Raw genomic sequence first — 17,264 nt, 5'->3', positions numbered from 1 at the left:
CACATGCTCCACGTGTTATTCAGCGTTTACCTGAAGATGCTGGTGCTTTACAGCCCATTCTTCGTGTTGTCCTGTTTCATCAGCCTGACCCGTGGCTACTCCAACAAGGAACGGCGGCGACTGGCCTGGAATGTCGCCCTCGCGACCCTGGTCTCCAGCGTCCTGTTGTATTTGTTCGGGCGAGTGATTTTCAGCGTGTTCGGCATCACCGTAGACGCCTTCCGCATTGGCGCCGGCAGCGTGCTGTTCATCTCGGCATTGGGCATGGCTCAGGGCAAGTCAGCGGTCCAGACCGACAATGTGCAGCAGGACGTGACCATCGTCCCGCTGACCATTCCGCTCACGGTCGGCCCCGGCACCATCGGCGCATTGCTGGTGATGGGTGTCAGCCAACCACACTGGGACGACAAACTCACCGCTATCCTCAGCATTGCCATGGCCAGCCTGACCGTCGGCGTGGTGCTGTATCTGTCCAACCGCATCGAGCGAATTCTGGGTGATCAGGGGTTGCAGATTGTCAGCCGGTTGATGGGGTTGTTCGTGTGTGCATTGGCGGCGCAGATTATTTTTACCGGGGTCAAAGGTTATCTGGTGCCTTAGCGCTACAGGTACCCGACACGAATGCTGTTCATCGACTCCCAGTGCCACAAAGTTCGATGACCTGCTCCTGCCGCAAGCTGCCTAGCAGCTCGGCAATCGTCGATCTGGAAAGGTCATAGTCCTCTGTCTCGACCAATGCGCTATGGGCATTGATCGATACATTGCCGAGCACATTAGCGCTATCAAACCGATGACAGAGTGGATTGCCGGCCACCCGGCTGTCGACCGTAAAAGAAACGCCCAGCGATTTCAGAAGGATACCCGACTCAATGATGCCGACCTGAAATCGCACTCTTGTATCCCCTTGCACCGAATGTTGCCGAAACAGACTCTGCTCGCGAGAGTTCCCCGGGTAACCGGACAGCGTTTTCAGGCTGTTTTCCAGGGGGTCAGTTGCCGGTCTCAGGCTTGACTGACACAACAAAGGTACAAGCAGCTCGCCCAAGGTGAAGGTGGAAAGCATTGGAGCAGGAAAGCTGATGCTTGGCTCACTGAGCAGCACACCACCCAGTGTTCGTATCGCCATCCGATTGGCGTGCGACCAATGAGTATCCTCAGCAAAATCCGGATGCTTGTTCGATGCCACGACCTGGGCATACAAAAAAGCATCCAGCCCATCCTGTCTTTCGGATGCCGACAGTTTATTGCACACCAGCGTCACGCAGCCTGCGACGAGGTAAGTCGTGTAAGTTGAATCCGTCATGATGGTTCCTCTGCCTTGAAAGAAACCAGAGGCTTGCGCCCCTGGTCACCGGGTTCATCACGCGGCAGCGGTGCCGAACTCCATGGTCAGCGCTTTCTCGCGCATCCCGGTCAGAGCTTTCACCACCAATGCCTCGACCATCAGATAGTCTTCTTCATCCATGGTCATGACGGATGAACCGTTCCAGATCTCGACTTCAGAGGTGGCCCAGTCCCAGAACAACACCTTGGTCGGGTGTGCGGCGCAGGAGTACTGAATGGCAGCGGCCGCCATGGTGATATCACCGTCAGCGTCCTGTTTGCAGGTGGTCATTGCAAAGTTGCCACCCGAGGCTTTCTTTGCATTGTCCTCGAACAGTTTCAGCGCCTCGGGCTCGGTCTTGAGCGCCTTGAGGGCCGCATCCGCGGCCTTGCCAAGCAACTCCTTGCCGACAATCCCACCGGTTGCACCTGCCACCACGGTGTGGATCAAATCCAGGGCAACGTTATCCATGGCCAGGGTTTTCGAAGAGGAGTTGTACCGGTTGTAAGCATCCGAGAAAAACATCCATCCCAGATTCCGCATGGTCACGACGAAGTTGTTGTAACGCTGTTCTTTCTGATTGTCTCCGGGGAAAGCCAGCAGCGCTTTCAGGTCGGCGTACATGTAGGTGTTTTTGACAATACGTTTGCTTCTTTTACTCATACTTGGATCGAAGCCAACAATACCAGTGCCCATGATCGCGGCATTCAGTTCATCTTTATCAATGGGCAATTGCGCACTGCTAGAGATCGATGCCGAACGGGCACGAGACAATGTGCCCAACATCAACTTGTTACTTTCTTCGATAAAGGCAACGCGCTCGGCAACAGGTATTTCTTGCTGGATATATTCAGACATTTCTTAAACTCCATTTAAATTAATTAACGATCCTTCCCGGACCGAGAACCAAACTAACGACTTCAGGAAAGCACTGCAACCTCAAAGGAATTCAATTGTTTTCAAAACAACTTAAACCCTGAACAAATACACGCTGAAAACAGAAACAAAATTAATTAATACATGCTTACACTCACACCCATTCGCACAGCTTGACGCTGAATTTTTTGCACCTTGCATATTGGCAACTTTGAACGTTCCGACTGTCAGATTTTTATGCTCAATGACCCGGCAAAAAAAAAGAAGCAGCCCTTGGCAGGGCCGCTTTCAATCAAGAGGCCGGTTTAGCTCCATACCAGCGCGGCGTATACACCCACTCGCCACCCTCGGCACGCGGGAACACGCAAGTGGTGGACGAACCGATCAGTACCATGGTGCGCATATCCACCTGTTCGGGTGTCAGTTGCCCAAGCGTGGTGACACCCAATGTCTGCCCCGGGCGACCGATATCCCGCCCCAACACCACGGGCGTTTCCGGCGTGCGGTGCTGGGCGACGATCTCCAGCGCACGGCCCAATTGCCATGGTCGCGAACGCGAGATCGGGTTGTAGAACGCCAGGGCCAGATCGGCTTGTGCCGCCAGGTCCAGGCGCTTCTCGATGATCTCCCACGGTTTGAGGTTATCCGAGAGCGACAGCACGCAAAAATCATGGCCCAGCGGCGCACCGGCCTGCGCGGCGGTCGCCAATGAAGCGGAGACCCCCGGCAGGATTTCCAGATCGACGCTGTGCCAGCTCGAATCGCTGGATTCATGCAGCGCTTCGAGCACCGCCGCCGCCATGGCGAACACGCCCGGATCGCCGGATGACACCACCACGACTGAACGCCCTTGAGCCGCCAGTTCGAACGCGTGACGCGCGCGCTGCATTTCCTCGCGGTTGTCGGTGCAGTGCAGCACCTGATCAGCGCGGAACGGGCCGGCCATGCGTACGTAGGTTTCGTAGCCAAGTACGTCGTTGGCATGAGCCAGTTCGGTCTTGACCGCCGGCACCATCAGTTCGGCAGCGCCAGGGCCCAGGCCTATGACCGCCAAACGGCCGCGAGGACGACCGATCCGCGACAGGTCCAGTGGCTGGTCGGCGACCGCGATCGCAATCCCGTTATCTGCATGGATGGAAACTGAAGGCTCGAGAGCACTACGGGCCAGTTCGCCGACACTGCCGGCAGCAGCCGCAAAACGCAGCGGCACGCCGAGTTCGAGTGCGGCTTCACGCAACAGCGGGCTAGCCATTTGCTGATCACTGGCCAACAGGCACGCCACCGATTGCACGGCGATTTTCGCCTGGTGCAAGGCATTGCGTAGGGCATTCGGCAGATCGGCAACCTCGGCACTCACCGCCACCACAACGCTTTTCGGGTAGATCAGCAACTCATTGGCCGCAGGCTCGCGTTCGGTGCTGCCGACATGAATGGCCAAATGCGCCTGAGGGTCCTGCGGCAACTGTGCCTGAGCCAACCACGGGGCGGCGCCTTCGATACGCACGCGCTCACCGGCCAGCAAGTCCGAAACAAAGCGCTTGCCCAACTCCAGATCGCCCAGCGCATAGCCACTTGGCGGGTTGAGCAGGCACGTGCCGAAGCGCAACTCACCGCTGGTGGTGATGGCCGCAGACACGCCCAAGCCATCCGCAATCTCGCGCGCCAGCACGTTCACCCCGCCCAGACCACCGAGTAACGGCACGACCGCGCTGCCATCCTCGGCGACGGCCAGTACTGGCGGCTCAGCGCCTTTTTCCAAGAGCAATGGCGCCAGGGTCCGAATGACAATACCGGCCGCGCACAAGGCAATGATCGGCGTGTCGTGTTGATAGAGCTGGCGCAGGGTCGCGCCAAACTCGTGATAAACGCAATCCGCGCCTTCAACCCGTTCGGCCAGACCGTGGATCAAAGCGCCCGGATACAACTGTTGGATTGTGCGCGCGGTAGCGAGGCTGCCATTGCCAAGAATGACAATCGCCGGAACAGGACGGGTCATCAGCCTTGCCACCTTTCACCGGGAACGATGATCAACGAAAAGTACGGCGAGGACATCGGCTCGACCTGATCCAGCGGCACGATTTTCTGATTGGCCATGGTTGCGCGTTCAACGTACAGCGCACGCCCTGCCAGACCGAGTTCTTCCAGCACCTGACGGACCTTGGGGAAATTACGCCCCAACTTCATCACCACCGCCGCATCGGCATCGGCCAAACGGCGCTTGAGTTCTTCGTGAGGCAACACGCCGGACAACACCGACAGACTCTGATTGCGATACACCAGCGGCGCGCCGAGCACCGAGGCACCGCCGAGCATCGAGCAGACACCCGGCACCACTTCGGCTTCGTAACGCTCCGCCAAACGATCATGCAGGTACATGTAAGAGCCGTAGAAGAACGGGTCACCTTCGCAGATCACCGCCACGTCATGTCCGGCATCCAGATGCGCAGCGAGTTGTTCGCCGGCCGCGTCATAGAAGTCGCTGATCACTTGCTCGTAGGACAGCGGCGGCGCCAAGGCTTCGGTGGTCACCGGGTAGACCAGCGGCAGCAACGTCTGCGCGTCCTGCAAATGCGCTTCGATGATGCCGAATGCATTGCCTTTTTTACCCTTGGCGACGAAGTACGCCACCACCGGAGACTCGCGCAACAGGCGCAAGGCTTTGACCGTAATCAGTTCCGGATCACCAGGGCCCACACCCAGGCCAATCAAACGTCCAGGCTGCTGCATCATTCAATCTCCGTGGCGAGGGCATTGACCGCTGCGGCGGCCATGGCGCTGCCGCCCAACCGGCCTTGCATGATCACAAACGGCACGCCACGGCTGTCAGCCGCGAGCATCGCCTTGGATTCAGCGGCACCGACGAAGCCCACCGGGAAGCCGAGAATCAGCGCCGGTTTTGGCGCGCCGGCATCGAGCATTTCCAGCAAGTAGAACAACGCGGTCGGGGCGTTGCCGATCACCACCACGCTGCCTTCCAGATGCGGGCGCCAAAGCTCCAGCGCAGCGGCCGAACGGGTGTTGCCCAATTCACGGGCCAGCTGCGGGACGCTCTCGTCACGCAGGGTGCAGATCACCGGGTTGTTGGCCGGCAAGCGCGCGCGGGTTACGCCTTCGGAGACCATTCGCGCATCACACAGAATCGGCGCACCGGCGGCCAGTGCAGCGCGCCCGGCCTTGCCCGCGCCTTCGGAGAATTGCAGGCCATCGATGGCCTCGACCATGCCACAGGCGTGGATCACCCGTACCGCGAGTTTTTCCAGATCGGCCGGAATCCGGTCGAGGTTGGCCTCGGCGCGAATGATCTCAAAGGAGTTGCGATAGATCTCCTGACCGTCGCGGATGTAATCAAGCATCAAGGGGGCTCCGTGGGCGGGCATCGAGCAATGCGCCGGCCGCTTCAATAGTGAGATTGCGTGCTTGCAGGGCGCCGAAATCCGGCTGCCCTGCATCGCGAAAATAGAGGTCGTAATGACCGGGGCTGACCGCCAGCAAGGTGACTGGCGCGATGTGCGCGGCGGCGCAGGAGCGTAAGCAACCGGACAGGTGAACCTGTACTCGGTCAGCCTGGCCTGGCAGCAGTGTGGCCAGTTGCAAAGCGTCACCCTTTGTATCCGCCAAACCTTTTGCGCACCCGGCGGAACCGGTGCACGCAACCAGATGGGCCAAAGCTTGATCCGCACTCACCAGAAAACCCAGGGCCTGCAATCGCTCACTGAGCGCCGGGGCATCCTGATGGCGAATGTTCGGCAGCAGCAGGCTTTGCCAAGGGGTCAGACGCAGGCTGCCGTCACCGAACGCCTCAGCCAGATGCGCCGCGCCTTTAAGCATCGAAGAATCCAGGCGCCCCAGAGGTGGAACAGCGCCGACATAGACCTGGCCTTGCTGGCGCTGTGGATAAGTACCGATGTGCAACCCTGGGCGCGACTTGGGACGTTGCCAATCACTGATCGGGGTCAACGGCACACGCTCGGCCAAAGCCTGCACTACCGACTCCAGCGAACGCTCGGCCAACACATGCCGCATGCGGGTCTGATCCGGCCGCGCCAGGTCGAGAAACAGTTCCAGCACTGCGACCACCAAGGCGTGACCGTCATTGCGCAACACTGCCCCTGCCGGCGTGTCCGTGGGGCAACCCGCCAGACCGAAGGCCAGCCATTGCTCACCGTTGCGCTCAACGGCGCTCAACCAGAGGTCGTGAGGATGTTCAAGCATCGCCAACGCCTCGCCGCCATCCAGCTGCACGGCAAACTTGGCCGACAGCTGGTGAAAACGTTCGTGGCTTTGCAAGGTGGCGAGGATCTGTTCGGCCAGCGGGCGAGTATCGAACAGCATCTGCCGATCGATGCCGGCGCCGGGGCTGAGCATCAGGTTGCGCACATCGTCACTAGCGGCAGTGCGCGGACCCAAGCCGGCTGCCAGCAGGCTGTCGATCAATGGCCGGTGCTCGCCGCCGATCCCGCGAATCTGCAGATTGGCGCGGTTGCTCGCTTCGATCACTCCGCTGGCATAACGCTCGGCAGCGTTGGCCACGGCCACTGCCTGAGCAGCAGTTATCGACCCGCCATTGAGCTTGATCCGGCAGATACCGCCGTCCAATGCCTGGACGATACGCAGCAACCCCGGACAGGCCGAGGGGCGTAAGGCGGTGGACTGCGCACGTTCGTTCAAAGAGGATGACCGGCTGGGTAGAGGCGCCTGGCGGGCGAAAAGCAGCCATTATGCCTGCTTTGCCCGAGGGCATGAAAATGCCTGCCGGTCGGATGGAGGTTTTCGGTGTTTTAATCTAAAGGTAGAGTGAAAAATTGCGTGATCATCAGTGAGCACCGTCATCCGCTGCGCTCGACGCCGCATCGAACGTCCTGACAAGCATCAAACCTTCAACTCAAACATTTCCAGAGCATTGGCTTCGAGAATCGCTTCGGTTTTCTCTTTGGTTTGAGCATAGGCCTCTCTTTCCAAAGTGAAACTGGCGTAGTGGTGTCGAAACTCCGCTGATCCTTCTTGCCATTTGAAAAATAGAAATTGATTGGTTGTTTGCTGAGCCTTCAACCGTGCATGGTTTATTACCAGCATTACATTTCCTGCACTATCACGCCCCGCTGGCGCCACCTGAAAGGATTCACCACACAGGCTCGACTCAGCATAAGCGAGCAGGGCTGGAGAGTCGTATTTCAAGGCCCCCAAAGCAGCCAGACTGTTACTTAACATAGGCTCGCTACCCAGCTCTGACACCGTATCAAGCATTTTCTGAGAAGCCACTTCGGAAAAGTTCTGATAAGTCTTGTCGAACATTCCCCGCTTAAGATGCCAACCCACGTGATTGAGCGTATAGGCAAATCTCCTCATCCATAGATCGAGGCTGACATCACGATCTTCGTATGTGTCGCACATCAGGCGGGCAAGACGAATACTATTCTTGACTTCACGCTTTTCCTCTCGGGACAGGCCAGCCATACAAGAAAACAACGTATCGCCAATGACCGTTGCACTTTGCTTACGGTCATCAATCGTCTCTAGACTGTACGTATCCAAGAAACTCCGAGGCTTGATCGACGGAATCGCACGAGGCAACTTGATATTGTCAAAAAACTCAAGCCGTTTCTCAAAATCTGGCAAAACCCTCATATTAAATTCCAACATATGCATTCCTTAACAAATAACTTAATCAAACACAGTGATATTCAGCCGCCATACCACAGTAACTAAAATCACCTATCTATTATTGAGCCCCACACCAACTCAGACTAACTCAGACCGCTCAACCTGACAAAGCTTTCAGACATTGAGTTATAGATATACTATTTCAGCAAGCGCATGCAAACATCCAACCGTGTATGACCACCTGTTATGCATGCACTTCTATGTATGAGAAGAAGATTAATTTTCACGGATCCACGTTATCATGTCGACCATTGATTAAAGGCGCAGATACTCTGCCTATCGTAGTTAACGGAGAACCAGCATGGCCCCCTGGCTGACAGTAGTAGGCATCGGTGAAGACGGCTTCAAAGGCCTGGGCAAGAACGCTCGACGCGCACTGCTGGGTGCTTCGCGGATTTTCGGTGGCCAACGGCAACTGGACTTGCTGCCGGTGTGCATCCGTGGCGAACGGCAGCTCTGGCCGAGTCCGTTTTCCCTTGAGCCGGTACTGGCGCAACGCGGTGAGCCGATCTGCGTGCTGGCGAGCGGCGATCCGATGCTGTTCGGCGTGGGCGCCAGCCTGGCGCGGCAAGTGCCGTGCGATGAAATGCTGATCCTGCCCGCGCCCTCGTCCTGCTCCCTCGCTGCGGCCCGCATGGGCTGGCCGTTGCAAGAAGTCATCACACTGTCGGTGGTTGCCCGGCCGATTGCGGCGCTGAACGCTCAACTGTTCAGTGGCGTTCGCTTGCTGGTGCTCAGCAACGACGGACACAGCCCTGCCGCAATTGCCACACTGTTGCGCGAGCGCGGTTTCGGGCCGAGCCGGGTGACCGTGCTGGAACATCTGGGCGGCGAGAGCGAACGACGTGTCGATGGCATCGCCAGCGACTGGATCGACCCGGCTATCGCCGACTTGAACCTGATCGCCATTGAATGCATTGCCGAACCCACCACGCCGCGCCAGTCACGCCTGGCCGGCTTGCCAGACGCAGCCTTCAAGCACGACGGTCAACTGACCAAACGCGATGTGCGCGCCATCACTCTTGCTCGCCTGGCGCCGGTGCCCGGTGAACTGTTGTGGGACGTCGGCGCCGGCAGCGGCTCGATCGGTATCGAGTGGATGCGTGCTCATCCGAGTTGCCGCACGCTGGCCATCGAGGCCGATGCTGGTCGCCAGCAACTGATCGAACACAACCGCGACGCCCTCGGCGTGCCCGGCCTGCAATTGATTCGTGGCAGCGCGCCGCAGGCGTTAGCCGGCCTTGAGCGGCCCGACGCAATTTTCATCGGCGGCGGCGTGACCCGTGACGGCGTGCTCGACACGTGCTGGGCGCAGCTCAAACCCGGTGGCCGGCTGGTCGCCAACGCGGTCACCCTGCAAAGTGAAATGACCTTGATGGCCTGGCGCGAACAACACGGTGGCGAACTGACGCGGATTCATATCGCTCAGGCGCAGCCATTGGGGGCGTTCGACACCTGGCGCCAGGCGTTACCGATTACCTTGCTGGACGTGGTTAAACCCTTCGATGCGTGACGAAACCGCCGAACAACCCGCGCCCCTGCGTAGTGGCCTGACCACCGGCAGCTGCGCCACCGCGACCAGCCTTGCCGCCGCGCGCCTGCTGCTCGCAGGTGTGAGCAGCGACGCAGTGCACATCGTCCTGCCCAAAGGTAAACAGGTGCAGATGCGCCTGGAGTTTTGCCGTCTCACTGGCGATGGCGCCGAAGCCGGAACGATCAAGGACGCCGGCGACGACCCGGACGTGACCCACGGTGCATTGCTCTACAGTCAGGTGCGTTTGATCAGTGAACCCGGTATTTGTTTCAGCGCCGGCAAAGGGGTCGGCACCGTCACGCGCCCGGGGCTGGTACTGAGTGTCGGGGAACCGGCGATCAACCCTGTGCCGCGCAAGATGATCACCGACCATCTGCAACTGCTCGCGCAGGAGTTCAGCTACAGCGGCGGTTTTGCGGTGACGGTCAACGTCGAAGACGGCGAAGCCCTGGCGCTGAAAACCATGAACCCGCGATTGGGTATTTTGGGTGGGCTGTCGATCCTCGGCACCAGTGGTATCGTCCGGCCGTTTTCCTGCGCGGCGTATATCGCCTCGATCCATCAGGGCATCGATGTCGCCAAAACCAACGGTTACCTGCACATCGCCGCCTGCACCGGCAACGCCAGTGAAGACACCATGCGCCGGGTTTACGACCTGCCGGAAATCGCCCTGATCGAAATGGGTGACTTCGTCGGCGCGGTGCTCAAACACCTGCGCAAAGTGCCTGTGGATAAACTCAGCCTGTGCGGCGGCTTCGGCAAGATCAGCAAACTCGCCGCCGGACATATGGATCTGCACAGCCGCCACTCCAGCATCGACCTGCCGCAACTGGCCGAATGGGCGGCGGCCGTCGGTGCAGACCCGGCATTGCAGCAAGGTATTCGCGAGGCCAATACCAGTCAGCAAGCCCTGGCAATGGCCAGCGCCGCCGGTATCGCCCTCGGTGATGCGGTGTGCCAGCACGCGCTGGATTTCGCCCGTAGCGTGGTGCCCAGGCAGGTTCAGGTCGAGGTGTTTGCCATCGATCGCCAAGGTGGCATCGTCGGTCATGCCGGAGCTTTTCAATGAAACGTCTGTTGCTGCTCGGCGGCGTCACCGAAGCCCTGGCGATTGCCCGAACCCTCGGTCCGCAACATATCTATAGCCTGGCGGGCGTGGGTCGGGTGCCGACCGATCTGGCCTGCCAGGTGCGCGTCGGTGGCTATGGCGGTGCTGAAGGCCTGACGCAATTCATCAAGGATCAAGGCATTGATCTGTTGCTCGACGCCACCCACCCCTACGCCGCACAAATCAGCCAGAACGCCACCACCGCCGCGCAACAAAGCGGTATCCCGTGCTGGGCGTTGCGCCGTCCGGCGTGGCAAGCGCAGGCTGGGGATGACTGGCGCGAGGTCAGCGACTGGGCCGAGCTGATCAAGGCGCTGAAACCGTTCAGGCGTCCACTGTTCACCCTGGGCCGCGAGCCATTGCAGCACCTGGATGAAATCCCGCCCGAGCAGTTCTGGACCTTGCGCGCGCTGGAAGTTTATCCCGGCAACGAACGCTGCGAAGTGGTCGGCGCACGCGGACCGTTTTTCATCGAAGACGAACGAGCGCTGTTCGAACGCCGGCAGATCGATGTGTTGATCAGCAAAAACAGCGGCAGCAGTGCCACCGAACCCAAGCTTGAAGTGGCCCGCGAACGCGGGGTGCCGGTGTTGATCCTCAAGCGGCCGGCGTTACCTGGGGTGGAGCGAGAGTTTGGGAGTGTGGTTGAGGTGTTGGAGGCACTGAATACACTCGGATAAAACTGTACGATTTTACGGACAACATCTCAGGAACGAGCCGACTGTTTCATTTCCCTGCTCAAGCTTATGGTTCTCGGCATAAACCGCGCCGAGAATGAAAATGGCAATGACATTTACCCGTTTTGATCCTGCAGACTTTATTCAAAGCCCTGGAGAAATTGCCGCCTATCTTCAAGCCTGCATTGAAGAAGATAGCGGCGATGGCGAGCTTTTCCGCGAAGCCCTATCAGATATAAGCCGAGCTCAAATCCTTCCACCCGCGACTTCCGCAGACAGACACGCAACCGATCAAGTGTCGATTATGGCCTGCAGCCGAAACGTCTTTCATACAATCAATGCTCGAATCAACCGAGACCCGGAATTCGCCCGGGCATTACAAAACGAAGCCGCTACACTCTTTCGAAACGGTGAGCCGGAACTCGCTCACCGCATTTTGCACCTGTTGATCAAGGCGCTGCGACACCACACCGCACGGCGGTTTTTTACTTATCGCCCTCGATCAGGCTAAATACCCGGCTTGATCACCCACCCAACCGGATATGACCCATGTCCCGACAACGGCTAGCATTTGCCTGGATCGCCTGCTTCGCAGTGCTGTTCAACATGCTTGCCATGCCGATGTCCGGCGCGATGGCCCAATCGGCCAATCAGTCGCCGGCCGAGCAGTTGTTGTGGGGCAGTTTCTGCTCGTCCAGCGGGACGAAGCTGGTGGCGATTTCTCTGGGCAAGCTTGAGCAAAAAGCCCCTTCGAGTGACGATCACTCGAACATGCAGCATTGCTGGTGCTGCTCAGGCTCGGCGCCTCTGGTGGCGTTGCCGGGCCATGTTCCGCAGCTGTATTACGCACGTTTCGAGGCCAATCGAAGCCTGCCTGCGCCGACCCTTGACCTGCCCACACCACGCCAGCAATGGCCCAGCCTCAATCCCCGCGCTTCTCCTCTAGTCTGATTACCCTCGCAATTGATCTGCGTGTTTAATCGTTCTGGAGAACTGCCATGTTGAAGAAACTCATCGTTCTGGCCGCTTTGCTGCTGCCCGCGTGCTTTGCCAATGCCCACGAATACAGTGCTGGCGAGATTCACGTCGCCCATCCGTGGTCGCAGGAACTGCCGCCGAATGCGCCAACGGTTGCCGCCTACTTCGTGATTCAAAACACCGGTAAAACCGCCGACCGCCTGCTCAGCGTGGCTTCGCCGATCGCGGGTATTGCCGAGTTGCACGAGCATGTGATGCAGAATGATTTGATGAAAATGCAGCAAGTACCGAGCGTCGAGATCCCGGCGGGCGGCGACATCACGTTCGCACCGATGGCTTATCACGTGATGCTGCTGGAGCTCAAAGACCGCAGCCTGTTGAACGACGGCAAGCGCTTCCCGCTGACCCTGCATTTCGAAAAATCCGGCGATGTGACCGTTGAGGTCGCGGTACAGAAGCAACCGCCCGCCAGCACCGAAGAGCACAAGCACGCCCAGTAATCACAGCCTGAAAAACCTGTGAACGCACGGCGCTCGCTCAGCGTCAGGCGATCAGTGCTGCGTAAACCTTCGTTGAAGGTTGCGCGCGGCAGCTGGATCAGCCTGTTCGCCATGTTGATGATCTTTATCGGCCCACTGATTTCTCAGTCGATGCCGATGGATCAACGCATGCCGATGTCCATGAACATGGACATGTCGGCGAACGCCCATACCGAGCATGACGCGCAACCTGCCGCCGAACACTGCTCCCCCAAGCCCGACCATCACGCGCTCTGGGAAAAGTGCGGCTATTGCAGCCTGCTCTTCAACTGCCCGGCGCTGCCCGGCAGCCTGGCGTTCGCCGCATTCGACACACCGCCAGCCCATCACTTCATCAATCCCTCTCCCCGCCTGGGCCATGCCCGGCAAACCGTCTTCCCCGGCGCCCGCACCCGCGCCCCGCCCATCGTCGCGTAAACACCCACACCACTACTCATACGGCCGACTGTAGAGAACGACAGCCGCAGGCTGCTGGCCGTGTTGTTGACGACTGATTGATGGAACCTTTATGTCCAGGTTTTCTGCTGACACACGCTTGAGCGCTGCTCAGGCATCCTTCGCCCTGAACGCGCCACGCGCCCGCTTCAAACAGGCCACCGCCATTCTGTGCGGTGCCCTGCTTTCCCCGCTGGCCAGTGCGGCCGAACAACCGGTTGATCACAGCCAACACACTGAGGAACTGAGCCCAACGGTGATCACTGCCATCGCCCCGAGCTCACCGCTGACCATTGTCACCAACCCCAAAGACCCGCGCCAACCGGTGCCGGCCAGCGACGGAGGCGATTACCTCAAGACCATTCCCGGTTTCGCGCTGGTTCGCAATGGCGGCACCAACGGCGATCCGGTACTGCGCGGCATGTTCGGCTCGCGGCTGAACATCCTCACCAACGGCGGCATGATCCTCGGTGCCTGCCCTGGCCGGATGGACGCCCCGACCTCCTACATCTCACCGGAAACCTACGACAAGCTGACCGTGATCAAAGGCCCGCAAACCGTTCTTTGGGGACCTGGCGCCTCTGCCGGCACCATCCTGTTCGACCGCGAGCCGGAAAGCTTCGGTGAGCTGGGCACGAGGGTTAACACCAGCCTGCTGGCCGGCTCCAACGGGCGTTTCGACAAACTCGTCGACGCCGCTGCCGGTGGCCCACTGGGCTACATACGGGTGATCGGCAACACCGCGCACTCCGACGATTACCGTGACGGCAACAACGACACCGTGCCATCGCGCTACGAAAAGTGGAACGGCGATGTGGCCGTCGGTTGGACCCCGGACGCCGACACCTTGCTGGAACTCACCGCCGGCAAGGGCGACGGCGAAGCACGTTCTGCCGGGCGTGGCATGGACGGTTCGCAGTTCAAGCGCGAAAGCCTGGGCCTGCGTTTCGAGAAATCGAACCTCGGCGAAGTGCTGGATAAAGTCGAAGCGCAGGTCTACTACAACTACGCCGACCACGTGATGGACAACTACACCCTGCGCACGCCGCCCAGCACCGGGATGATGGCGGGCCCCCGGGCTTCCAACGTCGACCGCCGAACCCTCGGCGCGCGGATCAAGGCCACCTGGCGCTGGGCCGATGTGCAGTTGATCAGCGGCATCGATGCGCAAACCAACGAACACCGTAAGCGCGCCGCCATGGGCATCGATACTTTCAAGGACGTGCCACGCGACAAGGATGCGGACTTCCATAACTACGGCGTTTTCAGTGAGCTGACCTGGTACGCCGCCGACCATGATCGCCTGATCAGCGGAGCACGACTGGACCGCGCCTCGGCCAAGGATTTTCGCCAGACCATCGGTTCCGGGATGATGAGCCGACCCAATCCGACCGCCGACAAGTCCCGCGCCGAGACCTTGCCGAGTGGCTTCGTGCGCTATGAGCATGACCTGGCGGACAGCCCGACCACGCTCTACGCAGGTCTCGGCCACGCTGAACGCTTCCCGGATTACTGGGAGCTGTTTTCGCCCAAGTCCGGCCCTGCCGGTTCGCTCAACGCCTTCGACTCGATCAAGCCCGAGAAAACCACCCAACTCGACTTCGGCCTGCAATACAAAACCCAAGACCTCGAAGCCTGGGTCTCGGGTTATGTCGGCGAAGTGCACGACTACATCCTGTTCGATTACACCCCCGGCATGATGGGCATGACCTCACGGGCCGAAAACATCAACGCGCGAATCATCGGTGGTGAACTCGGCGCAGCCTACAACCTCACGTCCCACTGGAAAGCCGACGCGACCCTGGCCTATGCCTGGGGCAAAGACACCAGCAACGGCACTGCGTTGCCACAAATGCCGCCGCTGGATGCACGTTTCGGCCTGACCTACAGCGAAGACAACTGGAGCGCCGGCGCCTTGTGGCGAGTGGTCGCGGCGCAGAACCGGATCGACCAGAACAAAGGCAACGTGGTCGGCAAGGACTACGGCACGAGCCCGGGTTTCGGTGTGTTCTCGCTCAACGGCGCCTACCGGATCGACAAGCACTGGAAGGTCAGTACCGGCGTCGACAACCTGTTTGGCAAGGCTTACGCCGAGCACTTGAACCTGGCCGGCAACGCCGGGTTCGGCTACCCGGCCAATGACCCGCAAGCGATCAACGAACCAGGCCGCACGTTCTGGACCAAGGTCGACATGAGCTTCTAACAAGAAAAGTCAAAAGATCGCAGCCTTCGGCAGCTCCTACGTTGGAACGCCGTGCGCCTGTAGGAGCTGCCGGAGGCTGCGATCTTTTCCAAGACAATTGAATCGCCAAGCGGAGCGCTCCCAATGAGCCAACCTAAAGTGTCCTTCTACAACCTGGCCTGGCGCTGGCATTTCTATGCCGGGCTGTTCGTTGCACCATTCATGGTGATGCTGGCCCTGACCGGCATCGTCTACCTGCTCAAACCGCAACTCGATCCACTGATGTATGGCAGCCTGCTCAATGTGCCGGCCGGCCATCACACGGTCAGTGCCGACGAACTGCTGCGGCGTGTCAAAGAGGCTTATCCACAGGGCCAGATCAAGCAGTACCTGCCACCGGTCAACGCCGAACGCAGTGCACAGTTTGTGATTAAAAATGCCGGCAGCGAGCTCAATGTCTTCATCGACCCGTATCACGCCGATATCCTCGGCGAGCAGGACGCGAAGAACAACCTGCAAGCCATCGCCCGGGCGATTCACGGCGAGTTGATGATCGGCACCGTCGGTGATCGGCTGGTCGAACTCGCTGCTGGCTGGGGCGTTGTGCTGGTGGTTTCCGGGGTATTCCTGTGGTGGCCACGCGGGCGAACCGGTGCGGGGATCGTGTGGCCACGATTCAGCAGTCGCGGACGTGTGCTCTGGCGTGACCTGCACACCGTGACCGGGTTCTGGGGCGCAGCGTTTTTGCTGGTGATGCTGCTCAGCGGCATGACCTGGACCGGTTTCTGGGGCAAGCAATACGCCGAAGTCTGGAACCGCTTCCCGGCGGCCATGTGGGACAACGTACCCACATCCGATCAGCAAGCCCGAAGCCTCAACACCGCTACCCGTCAAACCGTGCCCTGGGCCATGGAAAACACCCCGATGCCAATGTCCGGTGACCACGCCGAACACATGGCTCACAACAGCGGCAGCAGCGCCCCGGCCGCGCCGACCATCAGCCTGCAAGACGTGCAGGACATCGCCGTTCAACGCCAGGTCGAGCCGGGTTACAGCATCACCTTTCCGACCGCCGCCAGCGGCGTGTTCACCATTGCCGTGTTCGCCGACGACCCGCGCAACGACGCCACCCTGCATGTCGACCAGTACAGCGGCGCAATCCTCGCCGACGTACGCTGGCAGCAATACGGCAACGTCGCCCGCGCCACGGAAATGGGCGTGATGCTGCACGAAGGCAAACTGTTCGGGCCGTTCAACCAGATTGTCGTGTTGCTGATCTGCCTGATGATCCTGCTCAGCGCCGTCAGTGGCGTGGTGATCTGGTGGAAGCGCCGCCCGCAACGCAAGTTCGGTGTTCCGCCGTTGCGTCATGACCTGCCGACCTGGAAAACCGGGGTGGTCATCATCCTCGCATTGGCGGTGATATTCCCGTTGGTGGGCGCTTCGTTGATTGTGGTGTGGGTTCTGGATCGGGTGCTGCTGTCGCGCTTGAACCGCCAGCCTGAATCGGCCTCATCTTCATCCTGAATACAGCGAGATGCCTGCAGTGTCCGGAACTGTAGGCAACCCGTTGGCCGATCCGCATCTGCTGGGCGTGACGTCTGGCGTGACCCTCGGCCTGAATGCGCGCACCGTGCGCTTGCGGGTGTTTTTGATTGCTTCGCTGATGACCGGAGTATTGGTGTCCATCAGCGGTTCGATCGGTTTTGTCGGGCTGATGGTGCCGCACATTGCCCGGCGTCTGGTGGGTGCGGAACACCGGCGCTTGCTGCCGGTGTGCGTGTTGCTCGGCAGTGTTTTCCTCGTTTGGGTGGATGTCGCGGCACGGACCTTGATTGCCCCGGAAGACTTGCCGATCGGTGTGGCCACAGCAGCGGGACTGTCAGATTTTTTGTGTGCGGGCCGGTAACGGCCTGCCGTTAGGCAGGCCTTTATTTCACCAGGTCGGCC

Annotated in this window: 17 protein-coding genes and 1 pseudogene; 11 read left to right on the top strand and 7 right to left on the bottom strand. The window is 59.7% G+C overall.

Annotated features, from left to right (window positions below):
• Window positions 1-3: 3 nt before the first annotated feature.
• Window positions 4-600 carry a MarC family protein gene (locus AC1RPZ_RS26845; protein ID WP_262115600.1) on the top strand — a complete coding sequence of 199 codons (597 nt, stop codon included), beginning with the start codon at window positions 4-6 and terminating at the stop codon, window positions 598-600.
• A gap of 28 nt (window positions 601-628) precedes the next feature.
• On the opposite strand, the gene AC1RPZ_RS26840 is transcribed toward AC1RPZ_RS26845, so the two are convergent.
• The 7 genes from AC1RPZ_RS26840 to AC1RPZ_RS26810 form a co-directional block, all read right to left on the bottom strand.
• A complete protein-coding gene (locus tag AC1RPZ_RS26840) occupies window positions 629-1,303 on the bottom strand; it encodes a hypothetical protein (RefSeq protein WP_493140854.1) in 675 nt (224 codons plus the stop codon).
• A 57-nt stretch (window positions 1,304-1,360) separates the two neighbouring features.
• A complete protein-coding gene (locus tag AC1RPZ_RS26835; RefSeq protein ID WP_493140852.1) occupies window positions 1,361-2,182 on the bottom strand; it encodes a hypothetical protein in 822 nt (273 codons plus the stop codon).
• A gap of 310 nt (window positions 2,183-2,492) precedes the next feature.
• Window positions 2,493-4,196, bottom strand: a complete 1,704-nt coding sequence (gene cobJ / locus AC1RPZ_RS26830) for a precorrin-3B C(17)-methyltransferase (RefSeq protein ID WP_493140850.1) — start codon at window positions 4,194-4,196, stop codon at window positions 2,493-2,495.
• On the bottom strand, window positions 4,196-4,927 hold the full coding sequence (locus AC1RPZ_RS26825) for a precorrin-2 C(20)-methyltransferase (RefSeq protein WP_493140877.1): 732 nt from the start codon (window positions 4,925-4,927) through the stop codon (window positions 4,196-4,198). Before AC1RPZ_RS26825 ends, cobJ begins: the two co-directional genes overlap by 1 nt.
• The gene (locus AC1RPZ_RS26820) at window positions 4,927-5,553 is read right to left on the bottom strand and encodes a precorrin-8X methylmutase (RefSeq protein ID WP_493140848.1); all 627 of its coding nucleotides are present in this window, start codon (window positions 5,551-5,553) and stop codon (window positions 4,927-4,929) included. The genes AC1RPZ_RS26825 and AC1RPZ_RS26820 overlap by 1 nt, the downstream gene beginning before the upstream one ends.
• Window positions 5,546-6,868, bottom strand: coding sequence for a precorrin-3B synthase (gene cobG / locus AC1RPZ_RS26815; RefSeq protein ID WP_493140846.1), 1,323 nt, complete (start codon window positions 6,866-6,868; stop codon window positions 5,546-5,548). The genes AC1RPZ_RS26820 and cobG overlap by 8 nt, the downstream gene beginning before the upstream one ends.
• Window positions 6,869-7,069: 201 nt before the next feature.
• Complete coding sequence (locus AC1RPZ_RS26810; protein WP_493140845.1) at window positions 7,070-7,840, bottom strand: hypothetical protein; 771 nt, start codon at window positions 7,838-7,840, stop codon at window positions 7,070-7,072.
• Between the two features lie 322 nt (window positions 7,841-8,162).
• On the opposite strand from AC1RPZ_RS26810, the gene cbiE reads away from it, so the two are divergent.
• The 10 genes and pseudogenes from cbiE to AC1RPZ_RS26760 all read left to right on the top strand — a co-directional run.
• Window positions 8,163-9,374 (top strand): precorrin-6y C5,15-methyltransferase (decarboxylating) subunit CbiE, encoded by a 1,212-nt coding sequence (cbiE, locus tag AC1RPZ_RS26805; protein ID WP_493140843.1) that lies wholly within the window; start codon window positions 8,163-8,165, stop codon window positions 9,372-9,374.
• Window positions 9,367-10,464, top strand: a complete 1,098-nt coding sequence (locus AC1RPZ_RS26800) for a cobalt-precorrin-5B (C(1))-methyltransferase (protein ID WP_493140841.1) — start codon at window positions 9,367-9,369, stop codon at window positions 10,462-10,464. The genes cbiE and AC1RPZ_RS26800 overlap by 8 nt, the downstream gene beginning before the upstream one ends.
• Entirely contained in the window at window positions 10,461-11,183 is a 723-nt protein-coding gene (locus AC1RPZ_RS26795) for a cobalt-precorrin-6A reductase (protein ID WP_493140839.1), read from the top strand. The genes AC1RPZ_RS26800 and AC1RPZ_RS26795 overlap by 4 nt, the downstream gene beginning before the upstream one ends.
• A gap of 106 nt (window positions 11,184-11,289) precedes the next feature.
• On the top strand, window positions 11,290-11,691 hold the full coding sequence (locus tag AC1RPZ_RS26790; protein WP_493140837.1) for a helix-turn-helix domain-containing transcriptional regulator: 402 nt from the start codon (window positions 11,290-11,292) through the stop codon (window positions 11,689-11,691).
• A 38-nt stretch (window positions 11,692-11,729) separates the two neighbouring features.
• Window positions 11,730-12,131 (top strand): DUF2946 domain-containing protein, encoded by a 402-nt coding sequence (locus tag AC1RPZ_RS26785; protein ID WP_493140835.1) that lies wholly within the window; start codon window positions 11,730-11,732, stop codon window positions 12,129-12,131.
• 47 nt (window positions 12,132-12,178) lie between these two features.
• Entirely contained in the window at window positions 12,179-12,658 is a 480-nt protein-coding gene (locus AC1RPZ_RS26780) for a copper chaperone PCu(A)C (protein ID WP_493140833.1), read from the top strand.
• Window positions 12,659-12,712: 54 nt separating this feature from the next.
• Window positions 12,713-13,114 carry a DUF2946 domain-containing protein gene (locus AC1RPZ_RS26775; protein WP_493140831.1) on the top strand — a complete coding sequence of 134 codons (402 nt, stop codon included), beginning with the start codon at window positions 12,713-12,715 and terminating at the stop codon, window positions 13,112-13,114.
• Window positions 13,115-13,205: 91 nt separating this feature from the next.
• The gene (locus tag AC1RPZ_RS26770) at window positions 13,206-15,335 is read left to right on the top strand and encodes a TonB-dependent copper receptor (RefSeq protein WP_493140829.1); all 2,130 of its coding nucleotides are present in this window, start codon (window positions 13,206-13,208) and stop codon (window positions 15,333-15,335) included.
• Window positions 15,336-15,458: 123 nt separating this feature from the next.
• The gene (locus AC1RPZ_RS26765; protein WP_493140827.1) at window positions 15,459-16,841 is read left to right on the top strand and encodes a PepSY-associated TM helix domain-containing protein; all 1,383 of its coding nucleotides are present in this window, start codon (window positions 15,459-15,461) and stop codon (window positions 16,839-16,841) included.
• A gap of 73 nt (window positions 16,842-16,914) precedes the next feature.
• Window positions 16,915-17,223, top strand: a pseudogene (locus AC1RPZ_RS26760) (iron chelate uptake ABC transporter family permease subunit); the annotation flags it as partial.
• Window positions 17,224-17,264 lie beyond the last annotated feature (41 nt).

This window comes from Pseudomonas sp. GW822-FHT02D10, from assembly GCF_058802345.1.
Note: the sequence above shows the minus strand (reverse complement) of the source record. Positions and strands in the feature narration are given on the sequence as shown.